Raw genomic sequence first — 24,764 nt, forward strand, 5'->3', positions numbered from 1 at the left:
ATGTTTTAGAATTTGAAGTTATACGTAATGGAGGGTACAATACCGAAAATGGCGGTTCGGGTAGCGTCATTGGCCCCGGTTTCCCGGTTCTGCCCAAAGGAAACAGAAGCCGCGTTCTTACGGTTGTACACGTTATAGATACCGAGTACCCATTCACCTTTCCAACGATTTTCAGGTTTACGGTTCGGCTTGTAGTTTACCGAAAGGTCCAAACGGTGATATGACGGCAAACGGTCTGAATTTCTAGCGGCATAACTCGCCACCGAAATCCCTTCGTATTCGTATTGCCCGTTCGGGTAGGTTACGGGCCTTCCGGTCTGAAAAACAAGATTGGTACCGAAACTCCATTTCTCGTTCAATTGATAGGCCCCTGCCAAGGATACATCATGGGTACGGTCATAGGAAGTATTGTACCATTCCCCATTGTTGATACCCAGGCCTCCTGCAGCTCCGCCAGGCGTGCGTTGTTCCGATTTGGAAAGGGTGTACGCCAACCATCCGGTAAGTTTGCCTTCGTTTTTACGGAGCAACACCTCCAATCCGTAAGCCCTGCTTTCCCCGCTTAAAATTTCGGTTTCGATCGTATTCTGTCCGATAAGGTTGGAACCATCGATATAATCAATACGATTGTCTACCGTCTTATAGTACGTTTCCACTTCCATGGAATAGGCCTGCCCCTTAAAGTTCCTGAAATAGCCCAGTGCATATTGGTTGGAAAGCTGGGGGTCGACATACTCGCCGCTTGGCGTCCAAACATCTACCGGGGTCACCGCTGCGGTATTGGACAACAAATGGACGTATTGCGCGGAACGCGAAAAACCCGCTTTTACCGACGAAGCCTCGTTCAATTGATAGGCAAGGGAGACCCTCGGTTCGACATTCCCGAAAGTTTTTACCGATTCGCCTTTATCATAAGAGGTCTCCCCTATAGGGGTTCCACTCTCATAAATCCCCAGAACGGAATTGTACACCACGGGCAAATCGTTGGCATAGCGGGTTATGGGCTGGCCCCCTAGCCTATTGAAAACACTATACCTTAACCCGTATTGGGCCGTTAGATTTTTCGAAAGCTTATGCTCCGCGTTTATATAGAGTCCACCTTCAAAGGCCTTCTTACGGTCTAATGACAGTGGGTTTATATCGGAACTATCACTGGTCGGCTTTATTTGTCCCGGGTCAAAATCATAATATAGGCCACTGGCCCCAAAATCGAGTTTAAACTTATCGCTGAAATAGTATTTTAGATCATACTTTAGATTGTAATTGGTGATCGAGGCCACCCACACAAAATCTTCCATAGTAAACCCTAGGTCGTAGTCATATTTACTGATAATGGCCGACATATTCGAAAACAGTCGATCATTAAAAATATGGTTCCATCTCAAATTTCCCGAAGTATTTCCGTAGCTACTATCAAAGATATTTCCGAATTTGAGCACATCACGACCAAAATATCCCGACAGATATAATTTGTTCTTATCGTTCAGACTGTAGTTGGTCTTCAAGTTCAGATCGTAAAAACTTGCACTGTTCTTTTCCCCTGCCACTTTCAGCAAGAGGTGCGCGTAAGAAGTTCTGCCCGCTATCAAAAAAGACCCTTTATCACCGAATATGGGCCCCTCTGCCGCCAGTCTGCTCGAAATAAGTCCGATCCCACCGGTCAAGGCGAAATTCTTATTGTTCCCGTCTTTTTGACGGACATCCAGCACCGATGACACACGACCTCCGAAACGTGCGGGTATTCCCCCTTTATACAATTTGATATCCTTTATGGCATCGGCATTGAAGACCGAGAAAAAACCGAACAAGTGCGAGGTATTGTAAATAATCGCTTCATCTAAAAGCACCAAGTTTTGGTCTTGTGCCCCGCCGCGAACATGCAAACCTCCCGTACCTTCACCATTGTTGGTGACCCCCGGAAGCATTTGCAGGGATTTTAAAATATCGACTTCCCCCAAAACCACCGGCATCTGTTTTACAGTTCCGATATTCAATTTTGAAACGCTCATTTCGGGTTTTCTCAAAACTGCCATTTCCGGTTCATCGGCAGTAACGACCACCTCCTCAAGCTCGGTAGAATATTCCGAAATCTCAAAATCGAGTTTTTGGTTTTTGTCCAGGCTTACCTCTTGATATTTTTCCGAATACCCCATATAGGAAATCAGCAATCGATAGTTTCCCTTTGGAGCGGTAATCGAATAGAACCCGTACTCATTGGTGACCACACCGATGGTCGTTCCCTCTAAAAAAACAGAGGCCCCAAAAAGGGTTTCTCCGTCCTCCTTATCACTTATCTTACCGCTAATGGTAAAGTTTTCCTGTGCCATGCCAGATGTGGTTACCAACAATACCAATAGACTTGCCAAGGCATTCAACCACCTTTGCCGAACACTAGAGTTTACTTTTCTTCTCATTTTACTTCTTTTAATTTTGATTAATGAACACCCCTATGGACAAGAAAACTTCTAGAAGGTTGCACACCTTTTCATTATTCGTTCAAATACCATGTTTATAGAGGTCTTTATAGGACCAAAACAGAAGTAGATGCGTTTATTCATACTTTAGCAATAAAATATTCCCTCCCTAATGCAACCTTAGGGACATTTGCTTGTCTTTGTTATTGAAACCGAATTTAGAGCTCAATCAACCCTCTTAAATTAATTGGAAACCGAAATCCGTTTTACGCATAGGTCACTTGTTGAAAGCAGCAAGTCGGGCGATAGAAACTCACAGTACCAACTGTATGAGCTCTACGTGGATGCCATGTACAATATCGGCATGCGGTTTTTGGGAGTGAAGGAAGATGCGGAAGACATTGTACAAGACAGTTTTGTCGATGCTTTCAAAAACCTGCACAAGTTTAAATACGAATCGACTTTCGGGGCCTGGCTCAAACGGATCGTAATCAACAAGAGCATTAACCATTTAAAAGTCAGACGCTTACCGCTTGCAACAATAAACGACCACGAATACCATTTAACGGAAGAAGAGCATAAGGAAGCAGTAGAGGCCGTAGATATTCAAAAAGTAAAAAAAGCAATTGATATCCTGCCCCTAGGTTACAAACAAATTATTAACCTGTATTTGCTCGAGGGATATGACCATATGGAAATAGCCGAAGTATTGGACATTTCTATCTCGACCTCAAAATCGCAATACCACAGGGCAAAAAAGAAACTCGTTGAAATTATAAACACTTTATAATGGACAATTTTGAAAAACATGTCAGGGAGAACAGGGCCGCGTTCGACGACCATAAGGCGGACCGCGCCAAGCTCTGGGCGAACATAGAGGCCGAATTGGCCCCATCAAAACCAAAAACGGTTCCCCTTTGGAAATCGCCCATACTGCGCATAGCCGCCAGCGTGCTCATTATCTTGGGGGTTTCCGGACTTATAGGGCTTTCGTTCTTAAACGGATCGACCGAGGAAAACAGCTTCGTATCAAAAGAACTGCAAGACATTGACATGCACTACAAGGGATTGGTAGCTTACCAAGTGCAATTGGTGCAGAAAAACGAACAACTGTCAGAGGCCGACAAGGCCGAATTTCTATCCTTTATGGACGAGTTAGATGCCGAATACGACACCCTGAAGCTCGAAATGCAGAACAACCTCGATAACGAACTGGTACTCGAAGCCATTGTTTCGAACTACAGAAAGCGCATAGAGCTTATTGAGAAGCTATTGCATCAGCTCAACGAATCAAAATTAAAAGATGATGATTATGGATACACTTTATAAAAAACTGCTCCTTTTTGCTGCGGCGATGGTCTTTGGCCTTCCGGCCATGGCGCAGGAAAAGGTGTCTAAAAAGGTAATCAAAACCTACGGCCTCACCAATGCCGGAGAACTACATCTAGACAACAAATACGGCAACATCAATATTTACGGATGGACAAAAAATGAGGTGTCGATTACGGTGAACATTACCGTTACCCATAAAAAACACGACAATGCGCAAGAGCTTTTAGAACGCATACGCCCTATACTCCGCAATAGCGAAAACTTCGTTTCCGTCGCCTATGAAATCGGGGAAAACAGCTCTGGGTTCTTTTCGACCCTTTTTGACAAGGCCAACCCCTTCGATTTTGACCGAAGCAATGTGCAGATCGACTACAAGGTATATATGCCCGAAAAGGCCGAAATAGAAATCACCAACAAGTTCGGTGACGTCTTTATCGAAGATTGGATAGGCGTTTTAAAGGCTGATATACAACATGGCGACATGTGGATCAACGATAACCTGAACAAGGCCGATATCAACTTGAAGTACGGAAAGCTCAGGGCCAAGAACATCAATTACAGTAACCTTGACCTAAAAAATGGCGGATTGGACATGGACGACTCAAAAAGCATGCGACTCAATAGTGCCGGCAGCGAAATCGACATCCATACCGTAGAATCATTAGAGTTCTACTCGAATAAAGACGAAGTTGATATTGAGGAAGTCAGCACCCTATACGGCATGCTCCGATTCAGCAATCTTCGCCTAGGTCGCTTGACCAAAGACATAGACCTTATTTTAAAAATATCGGATTTTAGCATAGAGCATATAGCGACACCTAAAGGCAATATCTCCATTGAACAAGAATCTTCGGAGGTAAGCCTGAATATCACCGACTTCCCCCATCAATTTACAGCAGTACTCGAAGAAGGCCTGGTACGCCTGCCGAAATCCTTCCATAATGTAAACTCCCATATGCTGGATAAAGGAAAAAAACTACGGGAAATCAAAGCCACCTACGGAAAGAAATCAGAGGGACGTATTTCTATCACAGGTAAAAAAGGCGTGGTTTTGTTGAAGGAGTTGTAGGGGGGATGAGTGACAAGTACTAAGTATTAAGTACTAAGTATTAAGTACTAAGTATTAAGCACTAAGTATTAAGTACAAAGTAGTGAGTGATGAGTGACAAGTACTAAGTATTAAGTACTAGACACTTAACTATTGTCCTCTCGTTTTTATTATTTTTTTTAAAAAAGTTCATTTTAAATGCAACTTTTTCGGGCTTCGGTTGTCTATTAGGTAAATCAATCAAAAAACGAACAGTAATGAAATCACTTCAAATGAGTCTCCTTCTATTAATCATAGGAGCTACCTTTTCAAGTTTTGGTCAAGATGAAACCGATGAGTACCTAGAATTCAACGACCGTAACAATGTGGTACATGGGGTATATTTAGGTCTCGACCTTGGCCTTGGGGAAATAGATGGCGAGCCCTCATACACAGGCGGACTAAAGGTTGCCTATGTAGCCAACCAACAATTTGAGGTTGGTTTTGCAGCCACTTTTCTTTACTCCGAGCAAGATGTCTTTAACAATAGCCTTTCCCGTAACGAAGATTTGATCGGGGTGTATGGCGGACTGCATCTTGAGCCCATTTTCTTCAGCAAGAAACGTGTAAACCTTTCTTTTCCCCTTTTGTTAGGAGCCGGAGGCGTCGGTTATATCGAAAACAATTTCTATCATGACGACCATTATGAGGAAGAACTTACCGAAGACGATTTCGATGTGGTCTTCGTTGCCGAACCCGGTGTAAGCGCCCTATTTAACATCTCCCGCTATCTACAATTGGAAGCGGGTGTAAAATATCGATTTTCCAGCAGAATAGAACTTCCCCCAACGCGCACTACCCGTATCAACGGCTTCTCGGCCGGATTGGGAATAAAAGTCGGCATCTTCAATATGGGCCGCAACCGCTACAAAAAGAATATTCAATGAAAACAAAGCAAAAAAAAATCTGCTCACATTGCCATGACGTTATTGAAACACAGCATGTGTTCAGTGAAAACAACCAAGTGTTTCTGAAGAACAACTGCAGCAACAATGCCTTAACCGAAGAACAATGGTCGCCCATCAACTTTCAGTGGATTCCGGTGGTGCAGTTGCAAGAGCGTTTAACGCACATTTAAAAAAAATACAATTCATCAACCCGCTTGCCCGAGGCAAGCACTAAATCAATCAAAAAAATGCGAACAAGAAAAATAATAGTCGCCATGGCCTTGGCGTGTGTAGTTTTGACTTCCTGTGATTACGAACATGTTAGGGCTTCCAATGAAGTAAGCACCAAAGATCTATCCCTTTCCGATTACGACGGGCTAAAGGTTTCAAATGCCTTTGATGTTTTCGTTAGCTTTTCAGACGATGAAGAGCGCATTCGTATAGAAGCAAACGACAATTTGCACGACCGCATCGTGGTAGCCCGTGAAGGCAACAAGGTCATCATAAAATTAAAAAAGTATACTACCGTACGGGGAGACGTTACCCTAAAGGCTTTTATCACCACTAAAGATATTCACGAATTTGACCTTTCGGGAGCCGCAAGCGTTACTTTAGAAACGCCATGGGATATTCAAAGAGGCGAGATTGAACTATCTGGGGCCTCACACTTTACCGGGGAAGTTATAGCCGACAAATTAGAGATCGATATGAACGGTGCCTCCAAGGCCGATATCTTCGGAAATGTACAATCGGTCTATGCCGACCTTTCGGGAAGCAGTGACCTTAGGAATTACGATCTTGAAATCGAACGCCTGAATATTGAACTCTCGGGTGCGAGTGAAGCCTTCCTTACTGCGAACGAATCTATCGATATCGATGCCACGGGGGCCAGTACCCTCAACTACAAAGGCGATGCGGTCATCAGCCATCAAAGGTTAAAGGGGGCCTCACAACTTAAAAACAGAAACTAGCAAACGACTATTTGTGCCGTTTTACCAGTTCCGCTTCTATATCTTTTAAGGTAAATCCTTTGGCCTGAAGTAAGATCAAGTAGTGGAAAAGTAAATCGGCACTTTCATACAAGAAGAGCTCATCATTGGAATCCATGGCCTCTATTACGGTTTCCACAGCTTCCTCCCCTACTTTTTGGGCTATTTTGTTGATTCCCTTTTCAAACAAGGAAGCCACATACGATTTGCTTGAATCGGAAGCTGTACGGCGTTGTTCTATAACTTGTTCCAGTTGTGAAAGAAAACCGAAATTAGACGTGTTCTCTTCGCTCCAGCAGGTGTCGGTACCAGTATGGCAAGTAGGGCCTTCAGGCTTCACGGAAACCAAGAGCGTGTCATTGTCACAATCGTTTTTGATGTCTACCAAAATCAAAAAGTTTCCACTCTCTTCCCCTTTGGTCCACAATCTTTTTTTAGTACGGCTGAAGAAGGTCACCTTCTTGGTCTCTCGAGTTATATCAAAAGCCTCTTGATTCATATACCCCAGCATCAAGACGTTCTTGGTAACCGCATCTTGAATAATGGCAGGTACGAGTCCGTCTTCGTTTTTGTTGAAATCTATTTTCATTTTGTATGTTTTATCTATCGGATGGGTTAAAGTTGATGAACAGGTCTAATCGAGCCCTACAACCGTACCGGAATACCGTGTTCTTTTAATTCTTCTTTTAAATCCCTAATACCGATTTCCTTAAAGTGAAAAACACTGGCCGCAAGGGCCGCATCTGCCTTACCTTCTACAAAGGTATCGGTAAAATGTTGCATATTGCCCGCTCCTCCCGAAGCAATTATCGGAATATTCAATTCCGTACTTAGTTTGCTCAAGGCTTCGTTGGCAAAACCATCTTTGGTACCATCATGGTCCATTGACGTAAACAGGATTTCACCAGCACCGCGATCCTCCACTTCTTTGGCCCATTCGAACAGTTTACGTTCCGTGGGCACTTTTCCCCCTACCAAATGCACTATCCACTCCCCATCGATTTGTTTGGCATCAATAGCTACCACAATACACTGCGAACCGAACTTGGCCACCAGGTCATTGATCAACTGTGGATTTTTTACCGCCGAAGAATTGATGGACACCTTATCGGCGCCATTCTGCAATAGGATATCTACATCTTCGACCGAAGAAATACCCCCTCCTACGGTAAAAGGAATGTTCACCTTTTCCGCTACGTGATATACCAATTCGGCCAAGGTCTTTCGTTTTTGTTCGGTAGCAGAAATATCCAAAAAAACGAGCTCATCGGCCCCTTCCCTACTGTATATTTCCGCTAATTCCACAGGATCGCCCGCATCTCGTAAATCGACAAAATTAACGCCCTTTACCGTTCGTCCGTCCTTGATATCCAAACAAGGAATTATTCGTTTTGCTAACATATTTTAAAATTAGATCCTGAACAAAGGATTTAAAAAATCCCCTCTTCACCGTTCATTATCGTTATCACTTTAATTCTTGACCGCCAATCTTTAAAATAAAATCTTCCAGTTGTTTTAAACTGATCCGATTTTCATAGATGGCCTTTCCTATAATGGTTCCTTCACAACCCATTTCCGCAAGTCTGGGAAGCTCGTCAAAGGTAGAAATACCACCACTGGCTATCAATTTCAATCCTTGGGTCACCTTTCCCCCAATTTCACTCATACTCACCTTGCATTGCCCTAAAATCTTCTCGTACAAATCAAAGGAAGGCCCTTCAAGCATACCGTCTTTGGAAATATCGGTACAGATAACATAGGCGATTCCTTTTTCTTGGTAGGATTTTATAAAGGGAACCAAATCTTCCGTAGACTCTTCTTGCCAGCCCGAAACGGCCACTTTTTCTTCCTTGGCATCGGCGCCGAGAATAATTTTTTCCGCCCCATAGGTCTGTATCCATCCCGAAAAGGTATGTTTATCCTTAACGGCAATACTTCCTCCGGTAATCTGATCGGCCCCACTCTCAAAAGCAATTTGCAAATCTTTGTCCGATTTGAGTCCCCCACCAAAATCGATTTTTAAGGAGGTTTTTGATGCAATCTGCTCCAGAATTTTATGGTTGACGATATGATGGCTCTTTGCGCCGTCTAAATCCACCAAATGCAAATATTGAATTCCGTGCGCCTCAAATTCCTTGGCTACCTCCAGCGGGTTTTCGTTATATATTTTTTTGGTATCGTAATCGCCTTTTGACAAGCGGACACATTTACCGTCTATGATATCTATTGCGGGGATTATTCTCATTCTATTTGTTAGTGGTTAGTGATTAGTGATTAGTATTAAATACTTTGTACTTAGTCCTTTGTACTTTGTACTTAATACTTGGTACTTTGTACTTTGTACTTTGTACTTTGTACTTTGCATATATTTTATTAATTCAAGCTCTTCTGTAAAGCATAGCTCATTTTCCTGATTTCATTACACTTTTTGATTATGGGTTTTACGCTATCCTTCTTTACAAATTTTAATCGATGTACCAATATTAGTTGTGTTTCCAATTCAGACGTAGAACCGTTGGCTATACTTAAAAAGTGCCTGAATTCCTTTTTCGAGTTCCTTCCTGCTCCCTCGGCAATATTAGACGGAATAGAAATACTACTTCTTTTAATTTGAGAAATCAAAGCAAACTTTTCGTCATTCGGCAATTGTTTCATCAATAGATAAACATCTTCCACCAAGTCCATAGCTTTTTTCCAAATTTTTAAATCTTCATATCTATTCATAAAGGATACAATTTAACAACTTAGTACTTCACACTATTTACGGCATACCACGGATAAAATTCTCAAGAATCTTCTCTCCTACGCTACTGCTCTTTTCCGGGTGGAACTGGGTGCCGTAAAAGTTGTCTTTGGCTAATGCGGCGCTGTATTTTATACCATATTCCGATTCCGCTATGGTTTCGCTACACAACGGGGCATAAAAACTATGAACCAAGTAGATGTGTTCTTTCTCTTCGATGTCTTTAAAAAGTCCTGATTTTAAATTGGCGATTTGATTCCAACCTATTTGTGGCACCTTCACCTCATTCGAGAACTTGACAACATCCACATCAAAAATACCCAATCCTTTGGTATTCCCCTCTTCTGACGAGTGGCACATGAGCTGCATTCCCAAACAGATGCCCAAAACAGGCTGCTTCAAATTGGGAATAAGTTTATCCAAGCCACTTGCCCTCAGTTTGGCCATGGCACTACTGGCCTCGCCCACTCCTGGAAAGATTATCTTATCGGCAGATTGTATTTCCGCTACATCGTGGCTGAGAACGGCCTCGTAGCCCAAACGCTGAATAGCGAATTTGATGCTCTGAATATTCCCTGCCCCGTAATTTATGATTACTATTTTCATTTATTTCGTATTGAGTATCAAGTAATGAGTACAAGGCAAATATTAAAAAAGTTAATACTTTGTACTCACTACTCTTTTAAAGAACTCCCTTTGTACTAGGCAGCACCATTTTTTCCACATCACGTTTTACCGCCATTTTAATAGCCTTGGCAAAAGCTTTAAAAATCGCTTCTATTTTATGATGTTCATTTATTCCTTCTGCCTTCACGTTCAAATTCGCTTTAGCCCCATCGGTAAAGGATTTAAAGAAGTGATAGAACATTTCGGTAGGCATATCGCCTACCATTTCACGTTTGAACTCCGCATCCCACACCAGCCAGTTACGACCGCCAAAATCTATGGCGACCTGAGCCAGGCAATCATCCATAGGAAGGCAGAAACCATAGCGCTCAATTCCCATTTTAGAACCTAGGGCCGTATGAAAAACCTCTCCTAGGGCAATGGCCGTATCTTCTATCGTATGGTGCTCATCGACCTCAAGGTCACCATCTACCTTGATTTCCAAGTCCATTTGACCATGACGGGCCAATTGATCCAGCATATGGTCAAAGAATGCCAATCCGGTTTTGATATCGCTCTTACCGGTACCATCAAGGTTTAGATTGATATAAATATCGGTCTCATTGGTTTTTCTATGGGTTTCGGAAACCCGGGCTTCCAACTTTAAAAATTCATATATCTTCTCCCAATCATTGGTTTCCAAGGCAATGACAGGATTCAATTCATCTCGTTTTACCGTGATTTCCCCCGTTCCTAAATTGGTGTCATCATTAATAAAGATGCCTTTGGCCCCTAAATTTTTAGCCAATTCAATATCGGTCAACCGATCACCGATAACAAAGGAATTCTTTAGGTCATAATCCTCTGAAAAATACTCGGTCAACAAACCGGTTCCCGGTTTTCTGGTATTTGCATTTTCATGTGGAAACGTGCGATCTAGAAAGACCTTGTCAAAAACTACACCCTCGTTTTCAAAGGACTTCAATATAAAGTTATGCACGGGCCAAAAGGTGTCTTCGGGAAAGACGTCGGTACCCAAGCCATCTTGATTGGTGATCATTACCAATTCATAATCGAGTTCCTTGGCTATTTTTCCTAAAAAGGTAAATGCCTTAGGGTAAAAAATCATCTTTTCGAAGGCATCGATCTGTTCATCAACGGTCTCCTTAATTATGGTACCGTCCCTATCTATAAATAAAACTTTTTTGGCCATGGTATTGCTATCTTGATCTTTAGGTTAGCTTGTTAAGCACTTCTATTAATTTTTTGTTCTCATCGGGCGTACCCACGGTAAACCGCAAAGTATTCTCGCAAAGTGGTTGGGTGGTTCGGTTGCGTACCACAACACCCTCTTCCAATAATTGTTTGTAGCGTTTATTGGCATCGTCTACCTTTGCCAGTACAAAATTGGCATCGGAAGCATATATTTTTTCTACAAACGACACTTCACGCAAGACTTTAAGTAATCGCTCCCTTTCATTTAATATATTGGTTACTTCGTTTTTTACAGAAGCCAAATCAAGAACCCTGTTCAGCGCTTTTTGCTGCGTGAGTTCGTTGACGTTATAGGGAGGCTTTATTTTGTTGACCGCGGCTATTATTTCCTTGGATGCGATACAGATTCCCAAACGGATACCGGCCATTCCATAGGCTTTTGAAAGCGTTTGGGTAATGACCAGATTAGGGAACTCCCCTAAACGGGAAACCCAACTTTCGCTCTCGGCAAAATCGATATAGGCCTCATCGATAACTACCAGTCCCTCGAAAGCGTTCAACAATCGAACGATTCGTTCTTCGCTAAAAACATTCCCCGTAGGATTGTTCGGCGAGCATAAAAACAAAAGCTTCGAATGTTCGTCCACTCTTTCCAAGATAGCTTCTACATCGGGTTGAAAATCCTCTGTCAAAAGAACTTCGCGGTTTTCGACGGTATTGATACCTGCCAACACTTGATACATCCCATAAGTTGGAGGTAATGAAATAATATTGTCGATTTTAGGCTCACAGAAGGTCCTGAATATCAAATCCAATACTTCGTCACTACCGTTTCCCAAAAGGATGTTCTCGGCAGTAATCCCTTTTTGTTCGGCCAAAACCGACTTTAAACCGCGTTGTTGGGGGTCGGGATAGCGATTCACCCCATTCTCGAACGGGTTCTCGTTAGCGTCTAAAAACACCATCTGAGAGCCATCTGAGACGTATTCATCACGGGCGGAACTATAAGGACTCAGTCCTTTTACATTCTCCCTTATCAGGTTCTGTATATTAAAATCCTTATCCATTGTTCAAGCTATTGAGTCGTAAAGTGACCGCATTTTTGTGCGCCTCAAGTCCTTCGGCCTCGGCCATGATCTCTATTGCGGCGCCAATTTCCTTGATTCCGGTCTCACTGATTTTCTGAAAAGTCATGCTCTTCATAAAACTATCTAAATTCACACCACTATACTGCTTGGCATAGCCATTGGTAGGTAGGGTATGATTGGTGCCCGAAGCGTAATCACCCGCGCTTTCCGGGGTATAGTTTCCTATGAAGACAGAACCCGCATTCTTTATATTGTCTACAAAGAAATCTTCGTTTTCCACACAAACGATATAATGCTCAGGCCCGTAGGCATTGATCAAATCATTTGCCGTTCGGTCATCCTCTACATAGATCAACTTGCTGTTGGCAATGGCCTTTTCGGCAATCTCCTTTCTCGGCAGCTTCTGCAGTTGTTTTTCAACCTCCTTTTCAACGGCGTCGATCATATCTTTCGAGGTAGAAACCAAAACAACCTGACTGTCCACGCCATGCTCTGCCTGACTCAATAAGTCGGAAGCCACAAAAGCGGCGTTGGCCGAGTCGTCGGCAAGCACCAACAATTCACTGGGCCCGGCCGGCATATCTATCGAAACCCCATGTTTGGTAGCTATTTGTTTGGCCACGGTAACGAATTGATTGCCCGGTCCAAAAATCTTATACACCTGCGGAATGCTTTCCGTACCAAAGGCCATGGAAGCAATCGCCTGAATCCCCCCTGCCTTGAATATTTTCGTCACCCCACATAAATTGGCCGTATAGAGAATCGCAGGATTGATCTTTCCTTCTTTGTTCGGTGGCGAACACAGAACCAATTCTTCACAACCCGCAATCGTAGCCGGTACGGCAAGCATTAGAATCGTTGAAAACAAAGGTGCCGTACCCCCGGGAATATAAAGCCCTACCTTTTGAATAGGCCTTTTTTCTTGCCAGCATTGTACGCCGTTAGCCGTTTCAACTGAAACCTTACTCGTCTTTTGGGCCTTATGAAAAACTTCTATGTTATTCTTTGCCAACTGAATGGCATCTTTAAGTTCTTGAGAAACTAGAGCTGATGCTTCTTCTATTTCATCTTCCGAAACCACGATATTTTCAAGCACCACACCATCGAACTTTTCGGTGTATTTTCTTAACGTGGCATCGCCATTCGCCCTTACTTCCTTAAAAATAGCCTCTACGGTCTGTTCTATATCGGCTACGGTCTGGGTCGGGCGCTCCAAAATACGGTTCCACTCCGACCTATCAGGACTATAAATCTTTTTCATTTTTCTTCGTCTAAATTCTTGATCATATGGTATCCTAGGGCTTCAAAACCATGGCGCTGCCAAAACTTGAGTCCCTTTTCATTCTCTAAATAGCAATTAAGTTCCAAACTGGCACAATCTATACTTTTGCCATACTCGGCCAACCAATTCATCATTAGCGCCCCAACTCCGCTACTACGGTACCCTTCTTCAACGAACACATTGTCAAGTTCAATATGCTTTCCCTTGTATAGCTTTTGCAAAAGCCAAATACCGCAGCAAGCGATCAGTTTATCACGGTCATAGACCCCTAGACACTCATAGCCGCCCATGGTCAACATAGGCTGCAAACGACTTTTCAATACTTCTTCGGAAAACTTCCCTCGATTCAGTTTATAGACCAAGGGTAGAATCGATTCCATTTTACCATAGGGAATCAGCCCTAGTTTTAAATCGCCCGTCATTCCTGAATCGGTTAAAGTACCATCTTTTCGATCGGGCAAACCAAAATACCTTCTGCCCCGGCCTGCTTCAGCTCATCGATCACATCCCAGAACTTATCTTTGTTGATTACCGTATGAACCGAACTCCATCCTTCTTCCGCCAATGGCAAAACGGTAGGACTACGCATCCCCGGCAACAGTTGCAATACCTTTTCCAACTTGTCGTTAGGGGCATTTAAAAGCACATATTTCGATTGACGTGCCTGAAGAACGGATTTGATACGAAACTGAAGCTTCCTTAAGATCTCTTTTCTTTCTTCTGATATTTTCGGGGAAACCGCCAAAACGGCTTCGCTCGTCAACATCACTTCAACTTCTTTTAAATTGTTTTTAAAAAGCGTACTTCCACTGGAAACAATATCACAGATACCGTCGGCAAGGCCAATATTAGGCGCAATCTCAACAGAACCGTTAATAATGTGCAAATCGGCATTTACCCCTTTTTCCTTCAAATACTTTTTGACCGTATTCGGATAGGAAGTCGCAATACGCTTGCCCTCAAAATCTTGAACCGATTTGTATTTAACCGATTTGGGTACCGCCAAAGACACCTTACACTTTGAAAAACCTAATTTTTCGGCTATTCCTATATCCTCGCCCTTTTCAATAAGTACGTTCTCGCCAATAATGGCAATATCTACCACCCCATCTCTTAAATACTGGGGAATATCACCATTGCGAAGGTAAAATGCTTCTAATGGAAAATTTCTTGATGAGGCCTTTAATTGGTCTTTACCGTTATCGATAGATACGCCGCAATCTTTTAAGATCTGCAGGGAATCTTCGTTCAACCGACCGGATTTCTGAATAGCAATTCTAATTTTTGTCATTTTCTTCTTTTGTTAGGTTCAAGCGACCAAAAGAGTTCTAAAAATAAAACCCGCTTGATTGCTCAAACGGGTTTTTAATATTTTGTAATACTACAATACATCTTTACCTCGCCTGAGAGCCAGTGTAAAAATGATGATGTGTATTTCTGTTTTTCATTATGCAGTAAAAGTAAAAGGTATTTTCCATTTCACAAAACAAAAGTTTGAAATGAAACAAAAATAATTAACTCCGTGTATTAGTTATTGCCTAAAATCAACGGAAGACCATCGCTACCCCCTACGATTACCACCTTTGTATTTGCCGATTGCGATAATTTCAACGTAGCATCGATCCCTTTATCCTTTAAGATTTGATCATTCAGCGAAGCACTTAGAATGCGGTTGGCATCTGCCTTACCTTGGGCTTCAATGGTTACTTTTTCCGCTTCCTTCTTAGCGGTAACCAACCTAAACTCATATTCCAAAGACTCTTGCTCTTGCTTTAACTTACGCTCAATGGCGTCTTTGATCGTTGGAGGCAAAGTAACGTCCCTTACCAATATTTCATTCAACTGAATATACTGCCCAGACACAATTTTTTGGGTCTCGTCAAAAATCTCCTGTTGAATGGCATCCCTCTTGCTTGAATACAATTGTTCGGGAGTATAACGCCCCACCACGGAACGGGCGGCCGATCTAATGGTCGGCAACAAAACCCTTTGCACATAGGCCTCTCCTTTTTCTTGGTGCAATTTTCCCAAATCACTTCGTATAGGCTCAAACCACGCAGATGCTTCAAGTTTGATATCCAAGCCATTGCTTGACAATACATTCATTTGTTCAAGAACCTCTTGTTGCCGCACCTCGTAAATAAAAACCTTGTTCCATGGCGCCACAACATGAAAACCCTCACCCAAGGGAGGTTCATCGGTCACGACACCACCACCAAAAGTCTTGTATAGCACACCTGCCTGACCGGACCCGATAGTGACCGCTGATTTTGATAATAATATAATAATAAGAATAACAGCGAAAATCGCCGGTAATGCAACTTTTGGTAACTTGTCCATTTATGTATAATTAAATTAATCCGTTATATTTCCTTATAACCCATTCGGTTGTCAAGGCTAAAACAATAATAGCCAAGAGTACCTCGTAATCTATCAAAGATACGACATTTTGTTCGTTTTTCTGTATTGGTAAATAGCGGTCATCGGTGGTGAGTTGACCTAGCAAATCATCGATATGATCTGGAAAAAAAAGTTGGGCTCCGGTATTTTTTGCCAAGCGGGCGAGTTTTTCATCGTTTGTAGCCACGAACTGTTTCTCCACATCAAAATCAAGCACCGTAAACGTACCTGATTTAGAGATGTTCTCATTGGCCACGGTAACGGTAAAGCTATACTTTCCGGCATCTAAGTTGCTCAAATCGGCCTCGTAGTAGATTCCTTTTAACAGCATGGGCACAGAAAGCGTTTTTCCCGTATCGCTATTTTTCAATTGCAGGTTCAATTGGGCATTTGCATCGAAAGTAAAGGCCTTGTCAAAATAAGTCGCCTCTACCTTGGCCCCATTGGCATTTTCATATACGTTTTCATAGATCAAAGCCAGTCTTTCCCTCGATTTCCGGGTGGCCAAATACCGTATCACCAACCCCATAAAATCATCGAAATTCTTAAAATTACGATCATTCCTAAAAGCCTGCATTCTCCACTTCCATATATTCTCCCCAAAAAACACGGCCTCCCGTTGGGCCTGTTCGGTTTCAAAGAAAGCCAACAAGGGTTGGTTGGTGTCTATTCCCCTGATACGCTGGGTCAACAACACATCGTTTTTCCCGTGCAAAACAATATCGCCCAAACTACTTTTAAGCGGCGGAAAATCGGTCAACGAAAAATCGCCGCTACCGAACAAGGCAAATGCCGGATTAAGCACGGCAAACACTTCTTCCTCTTGATTATAACTGTTTTTTGTAAAACTCTTTTGCACACGGTTGAGGAAGTTGAAATCGGTCTGTGGGCCGGTAACCAACAGTCTACTCGCCCGTTTCTTCTCGGTGTACCCAAATACCGATTTAAACGAGGCATTGGGCTGATATAGGATAAAAAGATCTACATCGTCCCACGAATTCATAGCATCCGTAGGTTTTTTTATGACCACATTGCGTTGTCCGTTGCTCTCTATTGATTTTTTCAACGTCCCTATATCCGGATGCATCAAACTGGACACAATGGCCACCTTGGTCTTCTCATCGATGACCTCGACGACCGTTTCCCTTTTGTTGTTGGCCAAATTCCTTTCATTCTCCAGGCTTCCCGCACTTAGCTGAAGACTCTTTACCCCGACCGAATTTGCATCGAGAAGGGTTTTGACCACCGCGCTGTTCTTTGTCCCCGAAAGGTTGACATTTTCCCTAAAAACCCTTTTTCCTCCCTCAGAAACCGTAACCGGGACCGTTATTTTGGAATTCCCGAAATACGACACATATATCTCAATGGGATACTTGTTCTTTAAAAACGCATAGCGATTGACGTTTACCTGGGTAAGGGCCACTTCTTCATACTTCGTGGTATCGCCGATAGCGACAGGATATACAGGAAGGGCACTATTTTGCCCATAGAAGCCATAATCTTGGCCTAGGGTCTGGTTTCCGTCCGAAAGCAACACTACCGCGGCCTTTTTTGAGGCATATATCTCCTGCAGGCCTTTTAACCCTCCAGAGATATTGGTATTTTGCCCATCTAAGCCCAGACTATCGAAAGCCCCCAATCTACTGTCGAACCTGTATTTTTCTATATTGAACTTCTCGGCCAAGGCCGGGTTTCCATCAATAGCTTCAAGAATGGTATTTACGGTTTCCTTTGAGGAAGCCATTGAGGAAGAATTATCGACCAAAACCACAAGGTCTACTTTCTCGGTAGAATAGGTATTTTGGGTAAACTTCGGATTTATAAGTAATAAAAAGCTCCCGAAAAAGGCTATAAAACGTAAAAACGCCAAAGCTATAATAAGCTTTCCGCCCCCTTTATTTTTGTAGGAATATTGAAATAACACCAGCGCCAGCGAAACAATTGCGGCCAAGATTATAAAGAGAATCGTCTGGGTATCCATTAAAGAAGTTTCTTTTAAAGCCAAATGTCCGGAGGGGCATCAATGTCCCTCCGGACCATATAAGCTATGTCAACATGCCCCCATCTACGTTCAGCACCTGGCCCGTAACGTAGGCCGATAGGTCCGAAGCAAAAAATAGACAGGCATTTGCAATATCTTCAGGAGAGCCGCCCCGTTTAAGCGGAATACCTTCTCGCCAGCCCTGAACTACTTTTTCATCGAGCTTAGCGGTCATTTCGGTTTCGATAAAACCTGGTGCTATGGCATTGCACCTAATATTTCTTGAGCCCAACTCCAAGGCTACGGATTTGGTAAACCCGATCATACCTGCCTTTGAAGCGGCATAATTGGCCTGGCCGGCGTTTCCTTTGACACCCACCACGCTACTCATATTTATAATACTCCCTTTTCTTTGCTTCAACATGGTACGCTGAACCGCCTTGGTCATATTGAAAACGGACTTCAAATTTATTTCTATAACGCTATCAAAATCAGCTTCCGACATACGCATAAGCAAGTTATCTTTTGTGATGCCCGCATTGTTGATCAAAATATCGATACCACCAAAATCTTTCAAGACCGCGGCTACCAGTTGCTCAGCCGCCTCAAAACTGGCCGCATTACTTTTATAAGCCTTGGCCTTAACCCCTAAACCCGATAGTTCTTTTTCAAGTTCCAAGGCCGGTGCTTCACTTGAACTGTACGTAAAGGCTACATTGGCCCCGTTTTCGGCAAAAACCCTGGCAATACCGGTACCAATTCCCCTACTCGCACCTGTGATAATCGCATTTTTTCCTTCTAACAATTTCATGCTCTAAATAAATTTGCTTTGTTCTACTCCAAATATAAGTTTTGTTTTATAGAACGGCTATAAAAAATCCCGTTTCCGAAAAATCGAAAACGGGATTCTTATATCCGTAAGGGAATTACCCCATAACTTCCTTAACTTTTAATCCAATCTCTGCAGGAGAATCCACCACGTGAATTCCGTGCTCCCTCATGATTTTCTTCTTAGCTTGAGCGGTATCATCGCTTCCACCTACAATAGCACCAGCGTGGCCCATGGTTCTTCCCGCAGGGGCAGTTTCACCGGCAATAAAACCTACTACAGGCTTCTTGCTACCACTTTCTTTGTACCATTTAGCGGCATCGGCCTCCAATTGTCCACCTATCTCACCGATCATAACAACACATTCGGTTTCGGGGTCATTGATCAAAAGCTCAACAGCTTCCTTTGTAGTGGTTCCGATAATCGGATCACCACCGATTCCGATGGCCGTAGTAATACCCAAACCTTGACGAACCACCTGATCGGCGGCTTCATAAGTTAATGTACCTGATTTAGATACGATACCCACATTTCCCTTTTTGAAAACGAAACCTGGCATAATACCTACTTTAGCCTCACCCGGGGTAATAACACCAGGACAGTTAGGACCTACCAAACGGCAGTCCATATGCTTGATGTAATTAGAAGCCTTTACCATGTCGGCAACGGGTATACCCTCGGTAATGGTTATGATTACTTTTATACCTGCACTAGCAGCTTCCATAATAGCGTCAGCAGCAAAAGCGGGTGGCACAAAAATAATGGTCGTATCCGCCCCTACTTTTTCTACAGCTTCTTCAACCGTGTTAAAAACCGGTCTACCTAAATGCTCTTGACCACCTTTGCCAGGGGTAACCCCACCTACAACATTGGTACCGTACTCGATCATTTGTTCCGCATGAAAAGTACCTTCACTACCTGTAAAGCCCTGAACAATTATCTTGGAATCTTTATTGACTAAAACGCTCATATACTCTCTAGTTTATTTTAATGTAACAAAAATATAGGTTTACAAATGAAATCTGAACTCAGACCGCATATTATTCTTCTAATTTTTTGAGAATGGACGGAATTTTTTTGACATTGGCCAGTTGCTTCAACTTTTCACGGGATTCTTCAATGGGTGTCCCAAAGTAGCTCTTTCCTCCCACCACTGATTTTGTAACCCCGGTCTGCCCCATAATTACGGCCTTTTTTCCTATGGTTATACCACTATTCGTTCCTACTTGTCCCCAAATAGTCACTTCATCCTCAATAATAACACAGCCCGCAATGCCGGTCTGGGAAGCGATCAAACATTTTTCACCGATTACGGTATCGTGCCCTACATGGACCTGATTATCCAATTTCGTCCCCCTCTTGATCAGGGTATCACCCGTAACCCCTTTGTCTATGGTACAAAGTGCCCCGATTTCAACATTATCTTCAATGACAACACGACCACAGGAAACCAGTTTATCAAAGCCTTCAGGGCGGTTTTTATAGTAAAAGGCATCACCTCCCAAAACCGTTCCCGAGTGAATAATAACATTATCACCGATCACACAATTGTCGTACAAGCAGACATTGGCATGGATCAAACAGTTCTTTCCGATCTTGACATTGTTGCCAATAAATGCATTGGGTTGAATTACGGTATCTTCGCCAATTTCAGCGGAAGGCGAAACAACGGCCGTAGCCCTCTCAAAAGGCTTAAAGTGAAGCGAAAGTTTATTGAAATCACGAAAAGGATCATCAGAGATCAAAAGTGCCTTCCCTTCAGGGCAGTCCACCCTCTTATTGATAAGAACTATCGTAGCCTTTGAAGCCAAGGCCTTATCGTAGTATTTCGGATGATCGACAAAAACGATATCCCCGCTTTCGACCACGTGGATTTCGTTCATTCCCAAAACTTGAAAATCATCTGCCCCCACATATTCACAATCGATCAGGGTGGCAACAGCTTTAAGGGAATGCGGCTTTGGAAATTTCAATGGACGGTAGTATACGGTTAGTACTAAAAGAAAAGCGTCTGATAAAAGCTTGCGGTCAAGATTCGTTACTCTTTAACACGCTCCATATAGGTACCCTTTTCGGTCTCTATCTTGATTTTGTCCCCTTCATTGATAAACAATGGCACGTTGACCTCTGCCCCTGTTTCAACTTTGGCAGGCTTTGTGGCATTGGTAGCCGTATTTCCTTTTACGCCCGGTTCGGTATAGGTGACTTCCAAAATAACACTGGCAGGCATCTCTACCGCTAAAGGCATACTGTCTTCCGTATTGAAAAGAATCTTTACCACTTCCCCCTCCTTTAACAATCCAGGAGCATCAAGCGCACTTTCTTGAAGGGTTATCTGGTTATAATCATCGGTATTCATAAAGTGATAGGTTTCGCCTTCGGCGTACAAAAATTGGTAGGTACGGGTCTCTACCCGTACATCCTCAATTTTATGGCCTGCAGAGAAAGTATTGTCCAATACCTTTCCCGAAGAAACGCTCTTCAACTTTGTACGAACAAAAGCCGGCCCTTTACCGGGTTTTACGTGTAAAAACTCAATGATTTTATATATATCGTTATTATAACGGATACAAAGTCCTTTTCTAATATCTGATGTTGATGCCATTTCTAATTTACTGTTTTATTAACGATCTTTAACGGAGGCCACCTTTATCCTGCAATGATTTGGTTCCCCCCCCTAAGTTCTAATGATTAATTATTGCTAAAATACCCCTTCATGATTCCACGCTGGGAATCCCTTATAAATTGAAGGATCTCGTCCCTTTCGGGCGTTGCTTCCATTTCAGCCTCTATAATTTGGGTTGCCTGTGAATTGTTGTAGTGTTTTTGATAAAGAATACGATAGATATTCTGGATTTCACGGATTTTTTCCGAAGGAAAACCACGTCTACGCAAGCCTACAGAATTGATTCCTACGTAGGACAAAGGTTCACGGGCCGCCTTCACGAAGGGAGGTACATCTTTTCTTACCAATGACCCACCCGTAACAAAGGCATGTTGCCCCACTGACACGAATTGATGCACGGCTACCAAGCCTGCCAGAATAACGTTGTCTCCAATGGTAACATGACCCGCAAGGGTCGAATTGTTTGAAAAGATACAATTATCCCCTACAATGCAATCGTGAGCTATATGACAATATGCCATAATCAGGCAGTTCTTACCTATTACGGTCTTATGTCTATCGGAGGTACCTTTATGAATGGTGGCACACTCACGAATGGTGGTGTTGTCTCCAATGGTTACAATAGTGTCTTCTCCGTTATATTTTAAATCTTGGGGCGGAGCGGAAATCACGGCACCTGGAAAAATATTACAATTCTTCCCAATACGTGCGCCTTCCATTATGGTTACATTAGAACCGATCCAAGTGCCATCACCTATCGTTACATTATTATGAATTGTGGTAAAAGGCTCTACCACAACGTTTTTAGCAATTTTTGCGCCCGGGTGAATATAGGCAAGGGGTTGGTTCATACTATTTCTTTTTTACGATTTGAGCCATCATTTCAGCTTCACAGACCAATTTCCCATTGGCATAGGCATAAGCCTGCATATGACATATACCCCTACGGATAGGCGAAATCAAGCTACAGTGAAAAATAAGCGTATCACCGGGCAATACTTTTTGTTTGAACTTTACATTGTCTATTTTCATAAACAGAGTAAGATAGTTCTCTGGATCCGGAACCGTACTAAGCACCAAGATACCCCCCGTCTGCGCCATAGCCTCTACCTGAAGAACCCCTGGCATTACCGGTGCTCCCGGAAAGTGACCTACAAAGAAAGGCTCGTTCATGGTAACGTTTTTCATACCCACAACGTGGCTATCGGAAAGTTCCAAAATACGGTCGATCAACAAAAATGGAGGCCTATGTGGCAACATATCCATAATCTGATGGATATCCATTAGAGGCTGCTTGTCCAAGTCGTACTTCGGTACGCTATTTCGCTTTTCAAGTTTTATGATTTTCGCTATTTTTTTAGCGAATTGGGTATTCACATGGTGTCCCGGCTTGTTGGCTATTACCTTTCCGCGAATTCGGGTACCGGCCAAGGCCAAATCACCGATTACGTCAAGTAGTTTATGCCTTGCGGCCTCATTGGGCTGATGCAAGGTAAGGTTATCCAATATTCCATTGGGCTTAACCGAAAGCTTCTTTTTATTGAAGGCATTTTCAAGCTTGCGCATGGTTTCCTCGGAAATTTCCTTGTCAACATACACGATAGCATTGTTCAGATCACCGCCTTTTATAAGTCCGTTTTCCAAAAGCATCTCCAATTCATGAAGGAAGCTAAAGGTACGGGCCTCCGAGATTTCATCCTTAAAATCGGACAATCGCTCTAAGGTGGCATTCTGCGTTCCCAACACTTTAGTACCAAAGTCTACCATGGTAGTCACTTGGTAATTCTCTGCCGGAATAACGGTAATTTCACTACCCGTTGCCTCATCTTTGTATGAGATTACGTCTTTTACGATATACTCTTCCCTTTCCGCGTTCTGTTCTTCAACACCTGCTTCTTCCAAGGCTTCTACAAAGAATTTTGACGAACCATCCATAATGGGAGGTTCGGGAGCATCGAGTTCAATGAGGACATTGTCGATTTCCATACCTACCAAAGCGGCCAATACATGCTCTGAAGTCTGTATTTTAACCCCTCTCTTTTCCAAGTTGGTACCTCTTTGTGTGTTCACCACATAGTTGGCATCGGCCTCAATAATAGGCTCACCCTCTAAGTCTACCCTCTTGAACGCGTACCCGTGATTCTCTGCTGCGGGAACAAATTTCATGGTTACTTCTGCGCCGGTGTGAAGACCCACGCCTTTTAAAATAACCTCTTTCTTAATGGTTCTCTGTTTCATTCTTGTATTGATCGCTGTAGTTTTTTTCCAGTTCGTCAATTCTATTTAAAATCTTCGGTAAATTCTTGAAGTAAACATACGACTTATTGTAGTCACCATAATTCAAGGCAGGGGATCCCTGTAATACCTCATTACTCTTTATATTTCGACCAATACCCGATTGGGCCTGGATTTTAACATTGTCTCCTATCGTAATATGGCCAACGATACCGACCTGCCCACCGATCATACAGTGCTTACCTATCTTGGTAGACCCTGCAATGCCTGTTTGTGCGGCAATAACGGTATGCTCCCCGATTTCCACGTTATGTGCTATTTGAATCTGGTTGTCTAGTTTGACGCCCTTTCTCAAAATCGTGGAACCTAAAGTAGCCCTATCTATAGTGGTACCAGCTCCTATATCAACGTTATCTTCAAGGATAACATTACCCGTCTGGGGCACTTTTTGAAATTCACCGTCTTTATTCGGGCTAAATCCAAAGCCATCCGCACCTATAACGACACCGCTATTAATGACACAATTGTTTCCTATAACCGTTTCGGAGTAAATTTTGGCCCCGGCAAATATAGTAACGTTGTTGGCAATGCTAACATTGTCGCCAATGTATACATTAGGATGTATTTTTACATTATCCCCAATGGTAACGTTATTACCCAGATAGGAAAAAGCACCGAGGTAGAAATCCGCACCATATTTGGCCGTCTCCGATTTAAACACCGGTTCCTCTATTCCTGTTTTGTTATTCTTTACCTGATTGTAGAACTCCAAAATTTTTGAAAAGGCCTCGTAAGCATCATCCACCTTGATAAGAATGGTCTCGAGCTCGTGCTCAGGAACGAAATCTTTATTCACTATAGTAACGGATGCCTTCGTGGAATATATATATGAAGTATACTTGGGATTTGCCAAAAAGGTCAATGCACCTTCCTCGCCCTCTTCTATCTTGGCCAATTTATGAACGGTCACCTCTGGGTTTCCGTGTAGTTCTCCTTCTAAAATACCTGCAATTTGACCTGCTGTAAATACCATGAGCACAAAAGTAAGAA

General features: G+C 42.9%; 26 protein-coding genes. 6 read left to right on the forward strand and 20 right to left on the reverse strand.

What is annotated here, in order from left to right; genetic code table 11:
• Window positions 1–5 precede the first annotated feature (5 nt).
• Window positions 6–2,414 carry a TonB-dependent receptor gene (locus ZOBGAL_RS21185; RefSeq protein WP_013995823.1) on the reverse strand — a complete coding sequence of 803 codons (2,409 nt, stop codon included), beginning with the start codon at window positions 2,412–2,414 and terminating at the stop codon, window positions 6–8.
• 247 nt (window positions 2,415–2,661) lie between these two features.
• On the opposite strand from ZOBGAL_RS21185, the gene ZOBGAL_RS21190 reads away from it, so the two are divergent.
• From ZOBGAL_RS21190 to ZOBGAL_RS21210, 6 genes are all read left to right on the forward strand, one after another.
• Window positions 2,662–3,204: an RNA polymerase sigma factor gene (locus ZOBGAL_RS21190; protein ID WP_013995824.1), complete on the forward strand. Its 543-nt coding sequence runs from the start codon at window positions 2,662–2,664 to the stop codon at window positions 3,202–3,204.
• On the forward strand, window positions 3,204–3,743 hold the full coding sequence (locus ZOBGAL_RS21195) for a hypothetical protein (RefSeq protein WP_013995825.1): 540 nt from the start codon (window positions 3,204–3,206) through the stop codon (window positions 3,741–3,743). Before ZOBGAL_RS21190 ends, ZOBGAL_RS21195 begins: the two co-directional genes overlap by 1 nt.
• Window positions 3,727–4,815, forward strand: a complete 1,089-nt coding sequence (locus tag ZOBGAL_RS21200) for a DUF4097 family beta strand repeat-containing protein (RefSeq protein WP_158499757.1) — start codon at window positions 3,727–3,729, stop codon at window positions 4,813–4,815. The genes ZOBGAL_RS21195 and ZOBGAL_RS21200 overlap by 17 nt, the downstream gene beginning before the upstream one ends.
• A 236-nt stretch (window positions 4,816–5,051) precedes the next feature.
• Window positions 5,052–5,720: a hypothetical protein gene (locus ZOBGAL_RS21205; RefSeq protein ID WP_013995827.1), complete on the forward strand. Its 669-nt coding sequence runs from the start codon at window positions 5,052–5,054 to the stop codon at window positions 5,718–5,720.
• The gene (locus ZOBGAL_RS23445; protein WP_148560737.1) at window positions 5,717–5,911 is read left to right on the forward strand and encodes a hypothetical protein; all 195 of its coding nucleotides are present in this window, start codon (window positions 5,717–5,719) and stop codon (window positions 5,909–5,911) included. Before ZOBGAL_RS21205 ends, ZOBGAL_RS23445 begins: the two co-directional genes overlap by 4 nt.
• Window positions 5,912–5,968: 57 nt before the next feature.
• Window positions 5,969–6,691 (forward strand): head GIN domain-containing protein, encoded by a 723-nt coding sequence (locus ZOBGAL_RS21210; protein ID WP_013995829.1) that lies wholly within the window; start codon window positions 5,969–5,971, stop codon window positions 6,689–6,691.
• Window positions 6,692–6,698: 7 nt separating this feature from the next.
• Here ZOBGAL_RS21210 and hisIE read toward each other — a convergent pair whose 3' ends face one another.
• The 19 genes from hisIE to lpxD all read right to left on the reverse strand — a co-directional run bounded on the left by hisIE (window position 6,699) and on the right by lpxD (window position 24,747).
• Window positions 6,699–7,298 carry a bifunctional phosphoribosyl-AMP cyclohydrolase/phosphoribosyl-ATP diphosphatase HisIE gene (gene hisIE, locus ZOBGAL_RS21215; protein WP_013995830.1) on the reverse strand — a complete coding sequence of 200 codons (600 nt, stop codon included), beginning with the start codon at window positions 7,296–7,298 and terminating at the stop codon, window positions 6,699–6,701.
• 56 nt (window positions 7,299–7,354) lie between these two features.
• Window positions 7,355–8,110: an imidazole glycerol phosphate synthase subunit HisF gene (gene hisF, locus ZOBGAL_RS21220; protein WP_013995831.1), complete on the reverse strand. Its 756-nt coding sequence runs from the start codon at window positions 8,108–8,110 to the stop codon at window positions 7,355–7,357.
• Window positions 8,111–8,174: 64 nt separating this feature from the next.
• Window positions 8,175–8,954, reverse strand: coding sequence for a 1-(5-phosphoribosyl)-5-[(5-phosphoribosylamino)methylideneamino]imidazole-4-carboxamide isomerase (gene hisA / locus ZOBGAL_RS21225; RefSeq protein WP_013995832.1), 780 nt, complete (start codon window positions 8,952–8,954; stop codon window positions 8,175–8,177).
• Window positions 8,955–9,082: 128 nt separating this feature from the next.
• Window positions 9,083–9,433: a four helix bundle protein gene (locus tag ZOBGAL_RS21230; protein WP_013995833.1), complete on the reverse strand. Its 351-nt coding sequence runs from the start codon at window positions 9,431–9,433 to the stop codon at window positions 9,083–9,085.
• A gap of 37 nt (window positions 9,434–9,470) precedes the next feature.
• Window positions 9,471–10,058 (reverse strand): imidazole glycerol phosphate synthase subunit HisH, encoded by a 588-nt coding sequence (gene hisH / locus ZOBGAL_RS21235; protein ID WP_013995834.1) that lies wholly within the window; start codon window positions 10,056–10,058, stop codon window positions 9,471–9,473.
• 76 nt (window positions 10,059–10,134) lie between these two features.
• On the reverse strand, window positions 10,135–11,271 hold the full coding sequence (gene hisB / locus ZOBGAL_RS21240) for a bifunctional histidinol-phosphatase/imidazoleglycerol-phosphate dehydratase HisB (RefSeq protein WP_013995835.1): 1,137 nt from the start codon (window positions 11,269–11,271) through the stop codon (window positions 10,135–10,137).
• A gap of 19 nt (window positions 11,272–11,290) precedes the next feature.
• Complete coding sequence (hisC, locus tag ZOBGAL_RS21245; protein ID WP_013995836.1) at window positions 11,291–12,340, reverse strand: histidinol-phosphate transaminase; 1,050 nt, start codon at window positions 12,338–12,340, stop codon at window positions 11,291–11,293.
• The gene (hisD, locus tag ZOBGAL_RS21250) at window positions 12,333–13,622 is read right to left on the reverse strand and encodes a histidinol dehydrogenase (RefSeq protein ID WP_013995837.1); all 1,290 of its coding nucleotides are present in this window, start codon (window positions 13,620–13,622) and stop codon (window positions 12,333–12,335) included. The genes hisC and hisD overlap by 8 nt, the downstream gene beginning before the upstream one ends.
• The gene (locus ZOBGAL_RS21255) at window positions 13,619–14,104 is read right to left on the reverse strand and encodes a GNAT family N-acetyltransferase (protein WP_013995838.1); all 486 of its coding nucleotides are present in this window, start codon (window positions 14,102–14,104) and stop codon (window positions 13,619–13,621) included. Before ZOBGAL_RS21255 ends, hisD begins: the two co-directional genes overlap by 4 nt.
• On the reverse strand, window positions 14,077–14,934 hold the full coding sequence (gene hisG, locus ZOBGAL_RS21260) for an ATP phosphoribosyltransferase (protein ID WP_013995839.1): 858 nt from the start codon (window positions 14,932–14,934) through the stop codon (window positions 14,077–14,079). Before hisG ends, ZOBGAL_RS21255 begins: the two co-directional genes overlap by 28 nt.
• Before the next feature lie 236 nt (window positions 14,935–15,170).
• A complete protein-coding gene (locus tag ZOBGAL_RS21265; RefSeq protein WP_013995841.1) occupies window positions 15,171–15,983 on the reverse strand; it encodes a prohibitin family protein in 813 nt (270 codons plus the stop codon).
• 10 nt (window positions 15,984–15,993) lie between these two features.
• A complete protein-coding gene (locus ZOBGAL_RS21270; RefSeq protein WP_013995842.1) occupies window positions 15,994–18,024 on the reverse strand; it encodes a vWA domain-containing protein in 2,031 nt (676 codons plus the stop codon).
• A 64-nt stretch (window positions 18,025–18,088) separates the two neighbouring features.
• Entirely contained in the window at window positions 18,089–18,835 is a 747-nt protein-coding gene (gene fabG, locus ZOBGAL_RS21275; RefSeq protein ID WP_013995843.1) for a 3-oxoacyl-[acyl-carrier-protein] reductase, read from the reverse strand.
• Window positions 18,836–18,950: 115 nt separating this feature from the next.
• On the reverse strand, window positions 18,951–19,823 hold the full coding sequence (sucD, locus tag ZOBGAL_RS21280; RefSeq protein WP_013995844.1) for a succinate--CoA ligase subunit alpha: 873 nt from the start codon (window positions 19,821–19,823) through the stop codon (window positions 18,951–18,953).
• Between the two features lie 70 nt (window positions 19,824–19,893).
• Complete coding sequence (locus ZOBGAL_RS21285) at window positions 19,894–20,826, reverse strand: UDP-3-O-(3-hydroxymyristoyl)glucosamine N-acyltransferase (RefSeq protein WP_013995845.1); 933 nt, start codon at window positions 20,824–20,826, stop codon at window positions 19,894–19,896.
• 65 nt (window positions 20,827–20,891) lie between these two features.
• Complete coding sequence (gene efp / locus ZOBGAL_RS21290) at window positions 20,892–21,458, reverse strand: elongation factor P (RefSeq protein WP_013995846.1); 567 nt, start codon at window positions 21,456–21,458, stop codon at window positions 20,892–20,894.
• 86 nt (window positions 21,459–21,544) lie between these two features.
• Window positions 21,545–22,330 carry an acyl-ACP--UDP-N-acetylglucosamine O-acyltransferase gene (gene lpxA / locus ZOBGAL_RS21295; protein ID WP_013995847.1) on the reverse strand — a complete coding sequence of 262 codons (786 nt, stop codon included), beginning with the start codon at window positions 22,328–22,330 and terminating at the stop codon, window positions 21,545–21,547.
• A 1-nt stretch (window position 22,331) separates the two neighbouring features.
• Window positions 22,332–23,717, reverse strand: coding sequence for a bifunctional UDP-3-O-[3-hydroxymyristoyl] N-acetylglucosamine deacetylase/3-hydroxyacyl-ACP dehydratase (locus ZOBGAL_RS21300; protein ID WP_013995848.1), 1,386 nt, complete (start codon window positions 23,715–23,717; stop codon window positions 22,332–22,334).
• The gene (gene lpxD / locus ZOBGAL_RS21305; RefSeq protein WP_013995849.1) at window positions 23,698–24,747 is read right to left on the reverse strand and encodes a UDP-3-O-(3-hydroxymyristoyl)glucosamine N-acyltransferase; all 1,050 of its coding nucleotides are present in this window, start codon (window positions 24,745–24,747) and stop codon (window positions 23,698–23,700) included. The genes ZOBGAL_RS21300 and lpxD overlap by 20 nt, the downstream gene beginning before the upstream one ends.
• Between the last annotated feature and the right edge of the window lie 17 nt (window positions 24,748–24,764).

Source organism: Zobellia galactanivorans, assembly GCF_000973105.1.
Classification (GTDB): Bacteria; Bacteroidota; Bacteroidia; order Flavobacteriales; family Flavobacteriaceae; genus Zobellia; species Zobellia galactanivorans.